General features: G+C 69.3%; 13 protein-coding genes. 10 read left to right on the top strand and 3 right to left on the bottom strand.

The window, feature by feature from the left end:
* Positions 1-97: 97 nt before the first annotated feature.
* Entirely contained in the window at positions 98-2,797 is a 2,700-nt protein-coding gene (locus tag ACFYM2_RS03050; protein WP_388832818.1) for a transglycosylase domain-containing protein, read from the bottom strand.
* A gap of 376 nt (positions 2,798-3,173) precedes the next feature.
* Between ACFYM2_RS03050 and ACFYM2_RS03045 the strand changes: the two genes are divergently transcribed.
* From ACFYM2_RS03045 to ACFYM2_RS03035, 3 genes are all read left to right on the top strand, one after another.
* Positions 3,174-3,857, top strand: coding sequence for a PadR family transcriptional regulator (locus ACFYM2_RS03045; protein ID WP_267058324.1), 684 nt, complete (start codon positions 3,174-3,176; stop codon positions 3,855-3,857).
* A gap of 50 nt (positions 3,858-3,907) precedes the next feature.
* Positions 3,908-4,990: an inositol-3-phosphate synthase gene (locus ACFYM2_RS03040; protein WP_359002553.1), complete on the top strand. Its 1,083-nt coding sequence runs from the start codon at positions 3,908-3,910 to the stop codon at positions 4,988-4,990.
* 82 nt (positions 4,991-5,072) lie between these two features.
* A complete protein-coding gene (locus ACFYM2_RS03035; protein WP_388832815.1) occupies positions 5,073-6,341 on the top strand; it encodes an MFS transporter in 1,269 nt (422 codons plus the stop codon).
* Between the two features lie 126 nt (positions 6,342-6,467).
* Here the strand turns inward: ACFYM2_RS03035 and ACFYM2_RS03030 are convergent, their stop codons facing one another.
* The gene (locus ACFYM2_RS03030; RefSeq protein WP_388832812.1) at positions 6,468-7,910 is read right to left on the bottom strand and encodes a CCA tRNA nucleotidyltransferase; all 1,443 of its coding nucleotides are present in this window, start codon (positions 7,908-7,910) and stop codon (positions 6,468-6,470) included.
* A gap of 209 nt (positions 7,911-8,119) precedes the next feature.
* Between ACFYM2_RS03030 and ACFYM2_RS03025 the strand changes: the two genes are divergently transcribed.
* The 7 genes from ACFYM2_RS03025 to trxA all read left to right on the top strand — a co-directional run bounded on the left by ACFYM2_RS03025 (position 8,120) and on the right by trxA (position 17,680).
* Positions 8,120-10,438, top strand: a complete 2,319-nt coding sequence (locus ACFYM2_RS03025; protein ID WP_388832809.1) for a DUF6049 family protein — start codon at positions 8,120-8,122, stop codon at positions 10,436-10,438.
* A gap of 45 nt (positions 10,439-10,483) precedes the next feature.
* On the top strand, positions 10,484-12,652 hold the full coding sequence (gene murJ / locus ACFYM2_RS03020; protein WP_359002561.1) for a murein biosynthesis integral membrane protein MurJ: 2,169 nt from the start codon (positions 10,484-10,486) through the stop codon (positions 12,650-12,652).
* A 129-nt stretch (positions 12,653-12,781) separates the two neighbouring features.
* Complete coding sequence (locus ACFYM2_RS03015; protein ID WP_388457578.1) at positions 12,782-14,515, top strand: protein kinase family protein; 1,734 nt, start codon at positions 12,782-12,784, stop codon at positions 14,513-14,515.
* A 25-nt stretch (positions 14,516-14,540) separates the two neighbouring features.
* Complete coding sequence (sigM, locus tag ACFYM2_RS03010) at positions 14,541-15,245, top strand: RNA polymerase sigma factor SigM (RefSeq protein ID WP_359002565.1); 705 nt, start codon at positions 14,541-14,543, stop codon at positions 15,243-15,245.
* A complete protein-coding gene (locus ACFYM2_RS03005) occupies positions 15,242-16,198 on the top strand; it encodes a hypothetical protein (RefSeq protein WP_359002567.1) in 957 nt (318 codons plus the stop codon). Before sigM ends, ACFYM2_RS03005 begins: the two co-directional genes overlap by 4 nt.
* A 138-nt stretch (positions 16,199-16,336) precedes the next feature.
* Positions 16,337-17,296 (top strand): thioredoxin-disulfide reductase, encoded by a 960-nt coding sequence (gene trxB / locus ACFYM2_RS03000; protein WP_350231477.1) that lies wholly within the window; start codon positions 16,337-16,339, stop codon positions 17,294-17,296.
* A gap of 51 nt (positions 17,297-17,347) precedes the next feature.
* Positions 17,348-17,680: a thioredoxin gene (gene trxA, locus ACFYM2_RS02995; RefSeq protein ID WP_350231476.1), complete on the top strand. Its 333-nt coding sequence runs from the start codon at positions 17,348-17,350 to the stop codon at positions 17,678-17,680.
* An 81-nt stretch (positions 17,681-17,761) separates the two neighbouring features.
* On the opposite strand, the gene ACFYM2_RS02990 is transcribed toward trxA, so the two are convergent.
* The gene (locus tag ACFYM2_RS02990; protein ID WP_350231475.1) at positions 17,762-18,379 is read right to left on the bottom strand and encodes a GNAT family N-acetyltransferase; all 618 of its coding nucleotides are present in this window, start codon (positions 18,377-18,379) and stop codon (positions 17,762-17,764) included.
* Between the last annotated feature and the right edge of the window lie 176 nt (positions 18,380-18,555).

The raw sequence follows: 18,555 nt of genomic DNA, 5'->3' as shown, positions 1-18,555 counted from the left end.
TGTTTCACGTGAAACGACATCGCGAGCGAACTCCGTTTCACGTGAAACGGGGGGTGTGTTTCACGTGAAACACACCCCCCGTCGCCAGTCGGCCGCGCTATCCGCCGGTTCCTCCGAACCAGCCCCCGGGCCCGCCGCCCGGTCCGCCACCGCCACCAGTGCCACCAGTGCCCGGCCCGCCGGGCTTGGATCGGGTGGGCGTCGGACTGGGCATCGGCCCGCCGTCCGCGCCGCCCGTCGTCGGGCCCTGGTTGGTACCCCCCGTGTCGTTGCACGTCCAGTCCCACTTGCTGCAAGAGGCGCTGGGGCTCGGGGACGGGGAGGCCGAGGGGGTGTGGGACGGCTTGATGGACGGAGACGGCGAAGGCACGGTGCTGGGGGTCGGAACCGGGGTGGGGCTGGGCGACATGCCCCCGCCGTAGACCTTGTCACCGATCTTTTCGGGAGCCGGGAAGGAGAGTGCGGGGGAGTTGCCCAGCGCCTGCTCCATGTAGTCGTGCCAGATGGTCGACGGGAACGACGCACCATGGATCTTCTCCTGGCCGCCCGTCCCGAACATCTTCAAGAACTCGCGCTTCTTGCTGGTCTCGTTGTCGTCGAGCCGGTACATGCCGACCGCGGTCGAGTACTGGGGGGTGTAGCCGACGAACCATGCCGACCGGTTGCCGTCGGTGGTACCGGTCTTTCCCGCCACCTGACGCCCACTGAGCTTGGCGTTGGTTCCGGTGCCCTTGTCGACCACGGTCTTCAGCACGTCCGTGACGTTGTTGGCGACGGCGGCCGGGAAGGCGCTCTTGGCCTGGTCCTCGTGCTGGAAGATGACCTTGCCGTCCTTCTTCACGGACGTCACGGAGTACGGGTCGCGCTGTGTGCCGCTCGCGGCGAACGTGGCGTACGCGCCGGCCATCCGGATCGCGCTGGGCGACGACGTGCCGATGGAGAACGACGGCACGCTGGAGGAGGCCATGCTGGTCTTGCTGTCGCGCAGCCCCGCGGCCATGGCGGCCTGCTTCACCTTGTCGGTGCCGACGTCCATACCGAGCTGCACATAGGGCGTGTTCACCGACTCCTGCATGGCGTAGCGCAGGTCGATGGCGTAGCTCGGCGGGTTGTAGGACTCATTGCCGTCGTTCGTCTGAAGCCACTCGTTGCCGTTCTGGTCCTTCCAGACGCTCCCGTCGTAGTTCTTGATCTTCAGCTTGTTCTTGCCGCTGTAGATGCTGTCCGGCGAGACGGGGGTGCGGGCCGAGTCGCTTTGGGAGGCCGGCTTGTTCGGGTCGCGCTTTCCGTACTCCATCCCGGCCGCCAGGACGAACGGCTTGAAGGTCGAGCCGACCTGGGCGCCGGTTTCGTCGGCGTTGTTGGTGAAGTGCTTGGTGGCGTCGTCACCGCCGTAGATGGCCACGATGGCCCCGGTCTTCACATCCACCGATGCGGCGCCGAACTGGACGAAGGTGTCCACGTCGGGGCGCTTCTTCGGGTCGATGTTCTTGTCCCGGACCTTCTGGACCACGCTCTCCATCTCCTGGACCTTCTTCTTGTCGAAGGTCGTGTAGATCTGGTAGCCGCCCTGGGCCATGTTGATGTCCGGGTTGCTGTTCTTCGCGGACGCCTGGGCCAAGGACACCAGATAGCCGATCTGCCCGCTCAGGTTCGCGCCCTTCTTCGGCTTGTCGGGCATCGGGAACAGGCGGTACGTGGCGCGCTCGGCGGCGGCCATGTGCTTGTCCTTGACCTCCTGGTCGAGGATCCAGGCCCAGCGCTCGGTGGCGTTCTTGGTGTTCTGCTCCGCCGTGGCCGCGGGATCGATCTCGGGGGCACCGGCCGGGTCGAAGTAGGTCGCGCCCTTGAGCAATGAGGCGAGGAAGGCGCACTGGCTCGGGTCCAGGTCCTTGGCGTCCTTGCTGTAGTACGTACGGGCCGCCGCTTGCAGACCGTAGGCACCCCGGCCGTAGTAGGCGGTGTTCAGATAGCCCGCCATGATCTCGGACTTCTTCGTGGTCGCGCCGACCTTGATGGAGATGAAGAGCTCTTTGAACTTGCGGCTGATCGTCTGCGACTGGTCGTCGAGCTGCGCGTTCTTCACGTACTGCTGCGTGATGGTCGAACCGCCCTGGGTCTGGCCACCCTTGGCCATGTTCAGCAGGGCGCGGGCGATGCCCTGCGGGTCGACGCCGCTGTCGGTCTCGAAGGTCTTGTTCTCGGCCGAGATGACGGCGTACTGCATCGCCTTGGGGATCTGCTCGTACGGGATGATCTGGCGGTTGACCTCGCCGCCGGTGGCGACCATCTGGGACCCGTCGGCCCAGTAGTAAACGTTGTTCTGGGCCTTCGCCGCCTGGGCGACATCCGGAATGGCCACCATGTAGTAGGCCACGCCGATGAAGGCGACAAGCAGGCCGAAACAGCCCAGGCAGCAGGCGCTGACGAGCTTCCAGGACGGCACCCATCGTCGCCACCCCTGCCTGCCGAAGCGCGGGTAGTCGATGAACCGCCTCTTGGGCGGCTTGCCACCCGCCGCACCCGCCCTGCCCGGTCGCCTTCCCGGGCCCCGGGGAGGACCCGCCACGTCCGCGCCGCGCCTTCGGCTTCCGCCTCGCTGGGCGCGGCGCGCCTCGGCCCGGCCACCGTAGGAGGGCTCCTCCTCCCGAGGGGCGGACGTCGATCCGTACGGCTCCGACGGGGAATGGGCCGACGGCCGAGCCCCCCTGCGACCGGGGGGCTGCTGCGCGGCGCGTCGGGCCGCAGCACGTCCACCGCCTTGGGGCTGCGGCGGTTTGCGACGGTGCTCGCTCATCGAACGACTACTCCTCGGGCAGGCGAGAGCGCCTGGAAACGGCAGCTGAGTTCCTGTCCCCCCGGGTGTGCGCCGCGATCCCGCGTGGGACACCGCCGCACTGCGTCCCGTGTGCCGATGGCGTGAAACACGCCGACGCCCCCTGACGTCACTCGGCACACAGTGGTCTGCATGGCGCACAGACTACGCACGCTCAAAACCTCCCTAGGGCCGAAGTTCACCCCAAATCAGGCAACTTGCTGCCTGTGAATCCAGGATGTGACGCCGTTCACCATGGCCCCTCTTGCCGCGACTGCCGCGCCGCCCTATCGTGCTGATGTATCGAGTCGATACATCAGCACGGCATAAAGGTCCCCGACCGTCGAGGAGGCGAAGGATGAGCAGACGCTCCGGCATCCTCGAATTCGCCGTACTCGGGCTGCTCCGTGAGGCCCCGATGCACGGTTACGAGCTGCGCAAGCGGCTCAACACGTCGTTGGGGATCTTCCGGGCCTTCAGTTACGGGACCCTCTATCCCTGCCTCAAGACGCTGGTCGCCAACGGCTGGCTGATCGAGGAGCCGGGCAGCGCACCCGAGGAAGCGCTGGCCGCTTCACTCGCAGGGCGCCGCGCCAAGATCGTCTACCGGTTGACGGCGGAGGGGAAGGAGCACTTCGAGGAGCTGCTCTCCCACACCGGCCCCGACACCTGGGAGGACGAGCACTTCGCCGCCCGTTTCGCCTTCTTCGGCCAGACGGAGCGCGAGGTGCGGATGCGCGTGCTGGAAGGGCGTCGCAGCCGGCTGGAGGAGCGTCTGGAGAAGATGCGCGCCTCCCTGGCCCGTACGCGCGAGCGCCTGGACGACTACACGCTTGAGCTGCAGCGCCACGGCATGGAGTCCGTGGAGCGCGAAGTGCGCTGGCTGAACGAGCTCATCGAGAGCGAGCGAGCGGGGCGGGATCAGCGATCCGGTCCCGCCACCGGCTCCGCTCAGCAGGACCACACATCAGGAGAGACGGGCGGTCTGCCCCGGCACCGGGACAGCACCCGGCCGGATCCGTCCGAGGACACCGCCAACTGAAGTGCCTGCGTACGCAGGACTTCGAAGAGATCTAACAGGGAGCAACCGGAATGGGTTCGGTTCGCGTAGCCATCGTCGGCGTGGGCAACTGCGCCGCCTCGCTGGTGCAGGGCGTCGAGTACTACAAGGACGCCGATCCGGCCGCCAAGGTCCCGGGTCTGATGCACGTCCAGTTCGGCGACTACCACGTCGGTGACGTGGAGTTCGTCGCCGCGTTCGACGTCGACGCCAAGAAGGTCGGCCTCGACCTGTCGGACGCCATCGGCGCCAGCGAGAACAACACCATCAAGATCTGCGACGTCCCGAACAAGGGCGTCACGGTCCAGCGCGGCCACACCCTGGACGGTCTCGGCAAGTACTACCGCATGACCATCGAGGAGTCCCCCGAGGCTCCGGTGGACATCGTCCAGGTCCTCAAGGACAAGCAGGTCGACGTTCTGGTCTGCTACCTGCCGGTCGGTTCCGAGGACGCCGCGAAGTTCTACGCGCAGTGCGCCATCGACGCCAAGGTCGCGTTCGTCAACGCTCTCCCCGTCTTCATCGCGGGCACCAAGGAGTGGGCGGACAAGTTCACCGAGGCGGGCGTCCCGATCGTCGGCGACGACATCAAGTCGCAGGTCGGCGCCACCATCACGCACCGCGTGATGGCCAAGCTGTTCGAGGACCGCGGTGTCCGTCTTGAGCGCACCATGCAGCTCAACGTCGGCGGCAACATGGACTTCAAGAACATGCTGGAGCGCGACCGCCTCGAGTCGAAGAAGATCTCGAAGACGCAGGCCGTCACCTCGCAGATCCCCGACCGCGACATGGGCGAGAAGAACGTCCACATCGGTCCCTCGGACTACGTGGCCTGGCTGGACGACCGCAAGTGGGCGTACGTGCGCCTCGAGGGCCGCGCCTTCGGCGACGTCCCGCTGAACCTCGAGTACAAGCTCGAGGTCTGGGACTCCCCGAACTCCGCGGGTGTCATCATCGACGCCCTGCGCGCCGCGAAGATCGCCAAGGACCGCGGCATCGGCGGCCCGATCCTGTCGGCGTCGAGCTACTTCATGAAGTCCCCGCCGGTCCAGTACTTCGACGACGAGGCCTACGCCAACGTCGAGAAGTTCATCAAGGGCGAGGTCGAGCGCTAGAGCTCGCCCTTCCCAGGACCGTCGAGGGTCCCCGTGCGCCCGGTGCGCACGGGGACCCTTCTCGTATGTGACGCTTGCTCACATGCCCGTCGTACGTGACCTCCGCGTGCTCCTGCGCCTGAAGCACTTCCGGCACCTGCTGGCGGTACGGCTGCTGTCCCAGGCCGCGGACGGTGTCTACCAGGTCGCTCTCGCCACGTACGTCGTCTTCTCCCCCGAGAAGCAGGCCTCGCCCGGCGCGATCGCCTCGGCCATGGCCGTACTGCTCCTTCCGTACTCCCTCGTCGGGCCCTTCGCGGGAGTGCTGCTCGACCGCTGGCGACGCCGGCAGGTCTTCCTCTACGGCAACCTGCTGCGGACCGGGCTCGCGGCCTGCACGGCGCTGCTCGTGCTCGGCGCCGCTCCCGACTGGCTCTTCTATGCCTCCGCTCTCGCCGTGACAGCCGTCAACCGCTTCGTCCTCGCGGGGCTCTCGGCTTCCCTGCCCCGCGTCGTCGACGCGGAGCGGCTTGTCATGGCCAACTCCCTCTCCCCGACCGCCGGAACGCTGGCGGCCACCGCGGGCGGTGGCCTCGCCTTCGCGTTACGCCTCGTCATCGACGCCGACGCCGCGACCGTCATCCTGGGCGCCGCCCTCTACTTGGGTGCGTCTCTGGCCTCCCTGCGTCTGCCGGCCGGACTGCTCGGGCCCGACCCCACGACCGTGCGGCCCGGCCTGGCAGCCGTGCTCCGTTCCACGGCACGCGGACTGGCCGACGGCGTACGGCACTTGAACGAACGCAGGACCGCGGCCCGCGTCCTCACCGCGATGACGCTGATGCGCTTCTGCTACGGCGCGCTGACCGTCATGCTCCTGATGCTGTGCCGCTACGCCTGGGCCGGAGACACGGGCGATGACAGCAGGACCGGTGGGCTCGCCCTGCTGGGACTCGCGGTGGCCATCTCGGGCGCGGGCTTCTTCATGGCGGCCGTCATCACGCCCTGGGCAGTGGACCGGCTCGGCCAGTACGGCTGGATCGTGGTGTGTGCCGGCGCCGCCGCTGTGCTCGAGCCCGCGCTCGGCCTGCCCTTCGCCCCGGCCCCCATGCTGGTCGGGGCCTTCGTCCTGGGTCTCGTCACCCAGGGAGCGAAAATCACCACGGACACGGTGATCCAGACGACGGTGGACGACGCGTTCCGGGGCCGGATCTTCTCCCTCTACGACGTCCTCTTCAATATGGCGTTCGTCGGGGCTGCGGCCGTCGCAGCCCTGATACTCCCCGCCGATGGGCGTTCGTCCACCCTCGTCATCACGGTGTCCCTCATCTATGCGGCGGTCGCGGTATCCATGACCCGCTTCTCGCGCACGTGAGTTCCCGTTGAGGACATGGCTTCGCCCGCCGGGCGCGAACCACGTCGGCCCCGGGCCGGTGTTTCACGTGAAACACCGGCCCGGGGCCGGCACGGCGAGCCGTCATGTTTCACGTGAAACACGACCTCAGCCCTGCGCGGACCACCACTCCTTCAACGCCGCGACGGCCGCGTCGTGCTCCATGGGGCCATGTTCGAGGCGCAGTTCCAGCAGGTGCTTGTACGCCTTGCCGATGGCCGGCCCCGGCCCGACGCCCAGGATCTCCATGATCTGGTTGCCGTCCAGGTCGGGGCGGATGGAATCCAGCTCCTCCTGCTCCTGGAGCTCCGCGATCCGCTCTTCCAGACCGTCGTAGGCCCGCGACAGTGCGCTCGCCTTGCGCTTGTTCCGCGTGGTGCAGTCCGAGCGGGTCAGCTTGTGCAGGCGGTCGAGAAGCGGGCCCGCGTCGCGGACGTACCGGCGCACCGCCGAGTCGGTCCACTCCCCGGTGCCGTAGCCGTGGAAGCGCAGGTGCAGTTCCACGAGCTTCGAGACGTCCTTGACCATGTCGTTCGAGTACTTCAGCGCGGTCATCCGCTTCTTGGTCATCTTCGCGCCGACCACCTCGTGGTGGTGGAAGGAGACCCGCCCGTCCGACTCGAACCGCCGCGTCCTCGGCTTGCCGATGTCGTGCAGCAGCGCCGCGAGGCGCAGGACCAGGTCGGGCCCGTCCTGCTCCAGGTCGATGGCCTGGTCCAGGACGATCAGCGAGTGCTCGTAGACGTCCTTGTGCCGGTGGTGCTCATCGCTCTCCAGCCGCAGGGCCGGCAGCTCCGGCAGCACATGGTCGGCGAGCCCGGTGTCGACGAGGAGCCGCAACCCCTTCTTCGGGTGGGCGGAGATCAGCAGTTTGTTCAGCTCGTCCCGCACCCGCTCCGCCGAGACGATCTCGATACGGCCGGACATGTCCGTCATCGCCGTCACGACCCCGGGAGCCACCTCGAAGTCCAGCTGAGCGGCGAAGCGCGCGGCGCGCATCATGCGCAGCGGGTCGTCGGAGAAGGACTCCTCGGGCGTGCCGGGCGTCCGCAGCACCCGCGCGGCCAGGTCTTCCAGGCCTCCGTACGGATCGACGAACTCCTTCTGCGGCAGCGCCACCGCCATCGCGTTGACCGTGAAGTCGCGCCGGACGAGGTCTTCCTCGATGGAGTCGCCGTAGGACACCTCCGGCTTGCGCGAGGTCCGGTCGTACGCCTCGGAGCGGTAGGTCGTCACCTCGATGAGGTAGCCGTCCTTCTGGCAGCCCACCGTGCCGAAGGCGATGCCGACCTCCCAGACCGCGTCCGCCCAGGGCCGCACGATCTTCAGCACGTCCTCGGGGCGGGCATCGGTGGTGAAGTCCAGGTCGTTGCCGAGCCGCCCGAGGAGCGCGTCCCGGACCGATCCGCCGACCAGGGCGAGCGAGAAGCCCGCCTCCTGGAATCGGACGGCCAGGTCGTCCGCGACTGGGGACACCCGGAGCAGTTCACTCACCGCGCGGCGTTGCACCTGGCTCAGGGCACTGGGATTGTCTTCGTTGGCGTTCGGCACAACAGAAAAGGGTACGTGGCCCGACCGGCCGGGGCGTCACCGTTTGTCGCGACCCCCGGTATGCCCACGCGGGACGGACCCCGGTCGCCAGGGCCGCCCGCCGGTACGGCACCCTTCCGATCATGTCGAGCAGTCCGCGGCACTTAGCCACAGTCCGCATCGTTACCATGCGTGGACGCAGCAACCGACAGCGAGGGACGGGCAAGCGCGTGGCCGACGCGGCAGATTTCCAGGGGACGACTCCCTCTCCTGCCCGCCGGTGGCTTCGCCGCACGGCGGCGCTACTCGTAGCGGCGCCGCTGTTCGCGAGCCTCCTGTCCGCAACGGCCGCGCCGATGGCGCAGGCGGCCGGGGACGCGTCCGGCCAGAGCGTGGCGGTGACCCTGGACGCGGTGGCCCCCTCGGCCCCCATCAAGAGCGACACGCTGACCATCACCGGAACGGTCACCAACACGGGCAAGCAGGCCGTCACCGGCGCCCATGTCGCGCTACGGGTGGGATCGAAGCTCTCCGGACGCAGCGCCATCGAGGAGACGGCCTCCCGCAAGGGATTCGCGCCGGGCATCGACGCGGCGGAGCTCAGCGACGGGCCCACGGTCACGTTCGACCGGATCGACGCCGGGATCAGCCAGGACTTCACCCTCTCGGTGCCGGTCTCCAAGCTCGGCCTCGGCGAGGACGGGGTCTATCCGCTCGGCGTCTCCCTGTCCGGACGTACCTCGAGCCACCCGTCGGGCCGCGTGCTCGGCATCCAGCGCACGTTCCTGCCGTGGCAGCCGGAGGGCAGCGAGGGCAAGAAGACCCAGCTCACGTTTCTGTGGCCGCTGATCTCCTCGTCCCACCTCACCGCCCAGACGGGTTCGGACGCCCAGCAGACCCCGGTCTTCGCCGATGACTCGCTGGCGCGGGACATCGGGCCGGGCGGCCGGCTGAACCAGATGGTCGCGCTCGGCAAGCAGCTGCCGGTGACCTGGGTCATCGATCCCGATCTGCTGGCCACCGTCGACGCGATGACCCGCAACTACAAGATCAAGGCCGGCGACACCCTCGTCAACGGCACCGGCCAAGACGTGGCCAAGGCATGGCTGAGCGCACTGGAGGCCGCAGTCCAGGGCGAGAAGGTCGTGGCGCTGCCCTTCGCCGACCCCGACCTCGCCTCGCTCGCCCACCACGGCCGGGACGTCCCGGGCACGCTGGGCCATCTGCGGGTGGCCACCGAGGTGGCCCAGAAGACCATCGACACGATCCTGCACGTGACTCCGTCGGTCGACTACTCATGGCCCGTGGACGGCGCCGTCGACCCGTCGATCGTCGATGTCGCGACGTCGGCCGGCGCCCACAACGTGATCGCACGCAGCGACAGCCTGCGGGACGCCTCCTTGTCGTACGCGCCCACGGCGGTCAGACCGATCGGTGGCGGCGCGAGCGCCGTCGTCGCCGACGCCGGCCTCTCCACCGCCTTCCAGGGCGACCTGTCCATGGCCGACAGCTCGACCCTGGCGGTGCAGGACTTCCTCGCGCAGACCCTCGCGATCACGCTCCAGGACACGGACAAGCAGCGCAGCATCGTCGTCGCTCCCCAGCGGATGCCGTCCGTCAGCCAGGCGCAGACGATGGCCGCGTCCCTGCACGCGCTCGATCCGCAGCGCTGGACCCAGCCGCTCGACCTGTCGGCGGCGGCCACGGCCAAGCCCGACCCGCTCGCCACGACGAAGGTGCCGGGCCCGGGCGCCTACTCCGACACGCTGCGCCGGCAGGAACTGCCGGTCGACGCCTTCCAGGACATGCGGAGCACCCAGGGCACCCTGGACCGGTTCAAGGTGATCCTGACCGCGCCGGACCGCGTGGTGACCCCGTTCGGCAACGCCATCAACCGGGAGATGTCGACGTCCTGGCGCACGGACGGGGACGCGGCCCAGAACTACCGGTCCGGTGTGCAGCTCTATCTGGACGGCCTGGCCAACCAGGTCCATCTGATCCAGAAGTCGACCGCGACCATGTCGGGGCGCAGCGCGACCATCGCCGTCACCGTGCAGAACAAGCTGGTGCAGGGCGTCGGCCACCTGGTGCTCAGAATCCAGCCGAAGAGCCCCACCCGACTCCAGCTGGGCGAGGACGGCGCCGCGATCGGCGAACAGCCGGTGAAGGTGGACGGCGACCGCAGCCAGTCGGTGAAGTTCACCGCCATCGCCAATGCCAACGGCCCCGTCCCGGTCACCGCCCGGCTCTACACCGAGGACGGCACCCCGTACGGTGACCCGATGGAGTTCACCGTCCAGGTCTCCGAGATCACTCCGACGGTGATGCTGGTCATCGCCGGCGGCGTTCTGCTCCTGGTGCTCGCGGGCATCAGGATGTACACCCACCGCAAGCGCTCCACGGCGCGCGATGAGCCTCAGGGCGACGACGGTCCGGGCCGTCCGAACGGTTCGGCGGACGCCGATCCCGGGCAGCCGAGTGACCCGACACCGGACACCGGTCCCGAAAGCGGGGCCGCGCCCGGCCCGGGTGAGAAAGTGGACCATTGAGCTATGTCGTGGCCGGTCGGCCGGGGACGATGAGGTGGGGTAACCATGAACGCGCCGTACGACGGTGACCGTGGGCAGGGCGCCGGCAATGGTGCCGTGCCCCCGCCGGGCATGCCCCCGGCACCCGCCCAGCAGGGCCAGGTCCCGCCGCCGCAGTCCGCGCCGGATCCGTACATCCAGGACGCCTATGCCTACGACCCGTACCGGTCGCAGGACCTTTCCGCCCAGGACCCGGTGACCGAGGCGCTGTACGACCGTGCGGCGCACCCGCCGCCGCCCCCGGGCACCTACGCCGAGCAGCAGCCGCTCTATCAGCAGCCCGTCGCTCAGCAGTACGCGCCCGACCCCCGGATCTGGGCGCAGACACCGCCGCCCGAACCGGAGGGGCCCTCGCGTCATCTGCCCTATGGCGACGACGCGCGGACCACCCAGTTCGTGGGCGTCGACGACCTGGTCACCCAGGCCGGAGAGGAACTGCCCGAGCAGGACGCGTTCGCCCATCTCTACCGCGACCAGCAGCAGGCGGGCCCGCCTCCGGTACCCCCGGGGCCCGAGCCCGCTCCCGCGCCGCCCCGCCAGTCGGGCGGCCGCGCCTCCAGCCTGATGAAGTCGAGCGCCGTGATGGCCGCGGGCACCCTGGTGTCCCGGCTCACCGGCTTCGTCCGCAGCCTGGTGATCACTGCTGCGCTCGGGGCGGCCCTGCTGGGCGACACGTTCAGCATCGCCCTGACCCTGCCGACGATGATCTACATCCTCACGGTCGGCGGCGGTCTGAACTCGGTGTTCGTGCCGCAGCTGGTCCGCTCCATGAAGGACGACGAGGACGGCGGCGAGGCCTACGCCAACCGGCTTCTGACGCTCGTCATGGTCGCGCTCGGCGCCATCGTTACCCTCGCGGTCGTCGGGGCGCCGCTGCTGATCCAGCTGATGTCGCCCACCATCGGCAACGACGCGGCCGCCAACAGCGTCGCCGTGACCTTCGCCCGCTACTGCCTGCCCACGATCTTCTTCATGGGTGTGCACGTGGTGATGGGCCAGATCCTCAACGCCCGCGGCAAGTTCGGCGCGATGATGTGGACCCCGGTCCTCAACAACATCGTGATGATCTGCACGTTCGGCCTGTTCATCTGGGTCTACGGCACCTCCGCCGAATCCCGCATGGGCGTCCAGACCATCCCGCACGACGGCGTGCGGCTGCTCGGCATCGGCACCCTGCTCGGTCTCGTCGTGCAGGCCCTGGCGATGCTGCCCTACCTGCGCGAGACCGGCTTCCGCTTCCGTCCGCGCTTCGACTGGCGGGGCCACGGGCTCGGCAAGACGGTCAAGCTCGCCAAGTGGACCGTCATGTTCGTGCTCGCCAACCAGGCCGGCGTCATCGTCGTGACGCGTCTCGCCACCGCGGCCGGCAAGCAGTCGGGCCGGGACGGCGCGGGCTTTTTGGCCTACTCCAACGCCCAGCTGATCTGGGGCATGCCGCAGGCCATCATCACCGTCTCGGTCATGGCCGCGCTGCTGCCGCGCATCTCGCGCGCCGCGCACGACAACGACCCGGGCGCGGTCCGCGACGACATCTCCCAGGGCCTGCGCAACTCGGCGGTGGCGATCGTGCCCGTCGCCTTCGCCTTCCTCGCCCTCGGCGTCCCGATGTGCACCCTGCTGTACGCGTCAAGCGGCGTCCAGGCCGCCCAGTCCATGGGCTTCATCCTGATGGCGTTCGCGCTCGGCCTGATCCCGTACTCCGTGCAGTACGTCGTGCTGCGCGGCTTCTACGCCTACGAAGACACCCGCACGCCCTTCTACAACACGGTCATCGTGGCGGCCGTCAACGCGGCGGTCTCGGCGGCCTGCTACGTGGTGCTCCCCGCCCGGTGGGCGGTCGTGGGCATGGCGGCGGCCTACGGTCTGGCCTACGCGGTGGGTGTCGGCGTGGCCTGGCGTCGGCTGCGCAACCGGCTGGGCGGCGACCTGGACGGCGCGCACGTCCTGCGTACGTACGCCCGTCTGTGCCTGGCCGCGGTCCCGGCCGCGGTGGTGGGCGGCGCGGTCGGCTTCGGCCTGCTGAAGTTCCTGGGCGAGGGCGCGGGAGGATCGGTCGTGGCCCTGGTCATCGGCGGCGGGGTGCTGCTCGGAATCTTCTTCGTCGCGGCCAAGCGCATGCGCATCGAAGAGCTGAACGCCATGGTCGGAATGGTGCGCGGACGGCTCGGCCGCTGAGGCCCGGGCCCCCCGCACAACCATCGCCGGCCACCGCGTGTCGTGCATAGTGCTGGACTGTGGGCACAATTGGCATGACTTTGCATGGCTGGCCAACAGCACGCAACGGATGGGGAGGCAGGAGCGACGGTGGCGGAACGTAGCACGGCTGCCGTCGACGTAGCCGACAACAGCGGCGACACACCGCTGACCGCCCAGGCGGACCAGGCGACGACCGACGGGGTGACGGAGTCCATCGACACGGCAGACACGGCGGAGCAGAGCACGAACAGCACCGGCGGCGAGCGCAAGGCCTCTGAGCCGTCCATGGCGACGCCCGAACTGCACAGCGGTCACAAGCTGGCCAGAAGGTACCGCCTCGAGGAGTGTGTCACCCGTCTGGACGGTTTCAGCAGCTGGCGCGCGGTCGACGAGAAGCTCCGCCGAGCCGTCGGCGTCCACCTGCTGCCCGCCGACCACCCGCGCGCCCGCTCCGTACTGGCCGCCGCCCGCTCCTCCGCGCTGCTCGGCGACCCTCGCTTCGTGCAGGTCCTGGACGCGGTGGAGGAGAACGACCTCGTCTACGTCGTCCACGAATGGCTGCCGGACGCCACCGAACTCACCGCGCTCCTCGCGCTCGGCCCGCTGGAGGCGCACGACGCCTACCAGATGGTCACGCAGATCTCCCAGGCCATGGCCGCCGCCCATCGTGAGGGCCTGGCCCACCTCAGGCTGACCCCCGGCTCGGTCCTGCGGACCTCCACGGGGCAGTACCGCATCCGTGGGCTCGCCGTGGCCGCCGCCCTGCGCGGCATCAGCTCCGACACCCCCCAGCGCACCGACACCGAGGCCATCGGCGCCCTCCTGTACGCCGTGCTCACCCAGCGGTGGCCGTACGAGAGCGACGCCTACGGTCTGCACGGCCTGCCCAAGGGCGTCGGTCTGATCGCCCCCGACCAGGTACGCGCGGGTGTGCACCGGGGCCTGTCGGAGCTCGCCATGCGGGCGCTGGTCAACGACGGGGCCACCGCGTCCCGGCAGGAACCGCCGTGCACCACGCCGGACGAGCTGGTCAAGGCCATCGGGGAGATGCCGCGCATCCGCCCGCCGGAGCCCGCGTTCACCGCGCCGCCCGAGTACCAGCGCACCACCTACCAGCAGGGCACATACGGCCGCCCGGCCGCAGGACCGGGCCCCGCCGTCACCCAGCCCGTCGTGCCTCCGCCGCCGCCGCTTCAGGGCCGCACCGGCAAGGCACTGAAATGGGCCGTCTCCGCGCTCCTGATCGCCGCGCTCGGTCTCGGCAGCTGGCAGCTCGCCGACGCGCTGCTCCAGCACGACAAGGGCGGCACCAACGAGACCGGGAACACCACGACCACGGACACCGGCAACGACGGCGACAAGCCGAAGGCGCCCGCGCCGATCAAGATCCAGGACGCTCAGGAGTACGCGCCGGACGGGAAGCCGCAGAACGCGGATAGTGTCACCAGCACCTACGACGGCAAGTCCTCGACATTCTGGCGCTCCAAGAGCTACGTGGACGGCCCCGAGCTGGCCCCCTTCAAGAAGGGGGTGGGTATCGTCTACGATCTCGGCTCCGAGAAGGACGTCTCAACCGCCTCGATAGCGCTCCGTTTCGGCGGCGATCACACCACCATCGCGCTGTATGCGACCGACTCCATGTCATCGAGTCGGAGCGTTTCCGGCATGAAGCAGATCGCCACGACGACGACCAAGAGCACCACGGCGGACCTCAAGGCGAAGACCGGGGTGAAAACCCGGTACGTGGTTCTCTGGCTCACCGCCGCCCCGTACGCGCCGGGTGACGGTTACAGCGATCCGGGCTACAAACAGGGCATCACGGATGTGAAGTTCAGCGGCTGACCGAACGGCGGGGGGAGGCTCACTGTTGGATGACGCCACGCTCGGCGACATGAGCGACCAGGACCTCCTGGCGCGCCATGTCGACGGCGACCCCGACGCCTTCGGTGAGATCGTGCGGCGTCACCGCGACCGACTGTGGGCGGTGGCGCTGAGAACCCTGGGGGACCGCGAGGAAGCCGCCGACGCCGTCCAGGACGCCCTCGTCTCCGCCTACCGGGCCGCCCACACCTTCCGGGGCCAGTCGGCCGTCACGACCTGGCTGCACCGCATCACCGTGAACGCCTGCCTCGACCGGGCCCGCAAGACGGCCTCCCGCAGGACGTCCCCGGTCGACGACACCGAACGCCTCGACCAGCTCCTGGAGCCCCACGAGTCGGCCGAGGCGCCGGCCGAGCGCCAGGACCTGCACCGGCAGCTCATAGCGGCCCTCGGCACCCTCCCGCCGGACCAGCGCGCCGCCCTCGTCCTCGTCGACATGCAGGGTTACCCCGTCGCCGAGGCCGCAGCCGTCCTCGAGGTCCCCACCGGCACGGTGAAAAGCCGCTGCGCCCGGGGCCGCGCACGGCTGTTGCCGTTGCTCACTCATCTGCGCGCCGATACAGGGGGTAGCGGTGAGTCTGGTGGGGGAAGGAACCGGACGCCGGGGACATCCGTCCCACCTGGGTCGGACACGGACGACGCAGGACCGAGCGATTCGGCCGCAGTGAAGGGCGGAGGTGGGCGCGCGTGACATCCACGACCGGAGCAACGGAACACCCGGACGTCTCGGAGATCTCCGAACTCACCGAGGGCGTCCTGCCTCCCCGCCGCACGGCGGACGTCCGCCGCCACCTCCAGGACTGTGCGCTGTGTGCCGACGTCCGGGACTCCCTGGAAGAAATCCGGGATCTGCTCGGGACGCTCCCGGGCCCCGCGCGCATGCCCGCCGATGTGGCAGGGCGCATCGACGCGGCTCTGGCGGCCGAAGCCCTTCTGAACGCCACCGCACCCGAGCGGGCCCCGCGTGAAACCGCGCATGTTTCACGTGAAACACCCGTCGTCGTGAGCACACCTGTCGCCGACCCCGCCGCCTCTCGGCCGGGAGCCGCTACCGCCCCGGCCGACCGTCCCTCGGGCCATGCCCGCGCGGCCACAGGCCCGGGCCGCTCCAAGTCGCGCAGGCGTCGCGGGGTGCTGCTCACGGCCGTGCTCGGCGCGGCGGCCATCGGCGCCGGGATCTTCTTCGTGCAGGGCATCGAGACGGGTACGACGCGCCCCCGCGCCGAGCAGGCCACGTCCCAAGCCTCCCAGCCCGGCGGCACCACCTTCTCCGCATCCAGCCTCGAAGGACGCGTCCAGGCGCTGCTCACGTCCCAGGGTGGCCAGAGCACGCAGAAGGCGCCCTCGGCGAAGATCGCTCCGTCCCAGCAGAACGTGCCCAACACCAACGAGAACCCTTCAAACAGCCTGCGCTCGGCCGCCACCGTCCCGCCGTGTGTCCAGGCCGGCACCGGACGCCCCTCCCAGCAGCCGCTGGCCGTCGAACAGGGCACTTACGAGGGCACCCGGGCGTATCTCGTCGTCCTGCCCGACCAGACCGACCCGGCGAACGTGCAGGCGTACGTCATCGACGCCTCCTGCGAGAACGCGGGGTCCTCGGCCCCCGGCAAGCTGTTGCTGACCCACTCGTATCCGCGCGGCTGAGGGCCCGCCCGGACCGGCGCCCTGCGCTGCTGTCCGGCGCGGGAATGCATCCCCCGTAGGATCCGTTGGGTGGGGTGAGAGTCCTGGACCGGGGCCCCGACAGGCAGCAGACAGTCCGTAGAGACGAGGAAGAAACCCGTGAGCGACGTCCGTAACGTGATCATCATTGGCTCGGGCCCGGCCGGATACACGGCCGCGCTGTACACCGCACGTGCGTCGCTGAAGCCGCTGGTGTTCGAGGGCGCCGTCACCGCCGGTGGTGCGCTGATGAACACCACCGAGGTGGAGAACTTCCCTGGCTTCCAGGACGGCATCATGGGCCCGGAGCTCATGGACAACATGCGCGGTCAGGCCGAGCGCTTCGGCGCCGAGCTGATCCCCGACGATGTCGTCGCCGTCGACCTGACGGGTGACATCAAGACCGTCACGGACACCGCGGGCACCGTCCACCGGGCCAAGGCCGTCATCGTCACCACTGGCTCGCAGCACCGCAAGCTGGGTCTGGCCAACGAGGACAAGCTGTCCGGCCGTGGCGTCTCGTGGTGTGCCACGTGCGACGGGTTCTTCTTCAAGGACCAGGACATCGCCGTGGTCGGCGGCGGCGACACCGCGATGGAGGAGGCGACCTTCCTCTCGCGCTTCGCCAAGTCGGTCACCATCGTTCACCGCCGCGACAGCCTGCGTGCCTCCAAGGCGATGCAGGAGCGTGCCTTCGCCGACGAGAAGATCAAGTTCGCCTGGGACAGCGAGGTCGCCGAGATCCACGGCGACCAGAAGCTGTCGGGGCTGACGCTGCGCAACACCAAGACCGGCGCCACGTCGGAGCTCCCGGTGACGGGTCTCTTCATCGCCGTGGGCCACGACCCGCGCACCGAGCTCTTCAAGGGCCAGCTCGACCTGGACGAAGAGGGCTACCTGAAGGTCGAGGCCCCCTCGACCCGGACCAACCTGACGGGTGTCTTCGGCGCGGGCGACGTCGTCGACCACACCTACCGCCAGGCCATCACCGCGGCCGGCACCGGCTGTTCCGCCGCCCTGGACGCGGAGCGCTTCCTTGCCGCCCTCGCCGACAGCGAGAAGGCCGCCGCCGGGGTCTGATCAGCCCCTCCCCAGCTTTCCCCTCCCCCCAACACCCCATAGGAGACTGCCGTGGCCGGCACTCTGAAGCACGTGACCGACGCCGACTTCGACGAGGTCGTCCTCAAGAGCGACAAGCCCGTCCTGGTGGACTTCTGGGCCGAGTGGTGCGGCCCGTGCCGCCAGATCGCCCCGTCGCTGGAGGCCATCGCCGCCGAGCACGGCGACCAGATCGAGATCGTCAAGCTCAACATCGACCAGAACCCGACGACCGCCGCCAAGTACGGCGTGATGTCGATTCCGACGCTCAACGTCTACCAGCACGGCGAGGTCGCCAAGACGATCGTCGGCGCGAAGCCGAAGGCCGCGCTGCTGCGTGACCTCGACGTCTTCATCGGCGAGTAGTAAGACCCCACGCACTCGCTGTTTCACGTGAAACGGGCCCGCCCCTTTTGGGGGGCGGGCCCGTTCGCATGGGCGCGACACCTACAGCGGCCGGAGGGCCGGTTCCTTCTGGACCGCGCCGAGCAGCCTGTCCAGGGCGAGCTCGACGTCCTCCTTCCAGGACAACGTCGTCCGCAGTTCCAGGCGCAGCCTCGGATGCCGGGGGTGGGGCCGTACGGTCTTGAATCCGACAGACAAGAGATAGTCGGCCGGCAGCACGCAGGCGGGCTCCTGCCACTGGGCGTCCCCGAATGCCTCGATGGCCTTGAAGCCCCGGCGCAACAGGTCCTTCGCCACCGTCTGCACCATCACGCGGCCGAGTCCCTGTCCCTGGTAGCCCGGCATGATCCACCCGGTCATCAGTTGGACGGCGTCGGCGGCCACCGGGCTGGTGGGAAAGGCGGTGGAGCGGGGCACATAGGCGGGCGGCGCGTAGAGCACATAGCCGACCGGGATGTCATCGACATGGACGACCCGGCCGCAGGAACCCCATTCCAGGAGCACCCCCGAGATCCAGGCCTCCTTCTCCACTTCCGGCCGGCCCGCCTTTAACGCCGCTTCTCCGCTGACGGGATCGAGTTCCCAGAAGACGCAGCCGCGGCAGCGCTTGGGGAGGTCCGGAAGGTTGTCCAGCGTGAGCGGTACGAGCCGACGCCCCATGGCGGATGTTCCTCACTTCCCTCGCCTGCCGCCCCCGCACGGCCGACAGCGCGCACAGCTCCCGCAGCAGGCTGCCGACGAACCCGCCGAACGCCCCGAGACCGAGCCCCGCCGTCACCAGTTGAGTGCGGCTCACCGTTCGCATGGCCCCCGCCCTCCCTAGAGGATGGATCAAG

Source organism: Streptomyces sp. NPDC006711, from assembly GCF_042869775.1.
In the GTDB taxonomy this organism is placed as follows: Bacteria; Actinomycetota; Actinomycetes; order Streptomycetales; family Streptomycetaceae; genus Streptomyces.
The sequence above is the reverse complement of the archived record's forward strand: the minus strand, read 5'-3'. Positions and strand labels throughout refer to the sequence as shown.

Bases quoted from the DNA above. Each gene is read 5' to 3' on its own strand.
- ACFYM2_RS03050 (WP_388832818.1), bottom strand. From the start codon at position 2,797: ATGAGCGAGCACCGTCGCAAACCGCCGCAGCCCCAAGGCGGTGGACGT.
- ACFYM2_RS03045 (WP_267058324.1), top strand. From the start codon at position 3,174: ATGAGCAGACGCTCCGGCATCCTCGAATTCGCCGTACTCGGGCTGCTC.
- ACFYM2_RS03040 (WP_359002553.1), top strand. From the start codon at position 3,908: ATGGGTTCGGTTCGCGTAGCCATCGTCGGCGTGGGCAACTGCGCCGCC.
- ACFYM2_RS03035 (WP_388832815.1), top strand. From the start codon at position 5,073: ATGCCCGTCGTACGTGACCTCCGCGTGCTCCTGCGCCTGAAGCACTTC.
- murJ (WP_359002561.1), top strand. From the start codon at position 10,484: ATGAACGCGCCGTACGACGGTGACCGTGGGCAGGGCGCCGGCAATGGT.
- ACFYM2_RS02990 (WP_350231475.1), bottom strand. From the start codon at position 18,379: ATGGGGCGTCGGCTCGTACCGCTCACGCTGGACAACCTTCCGGACCTC.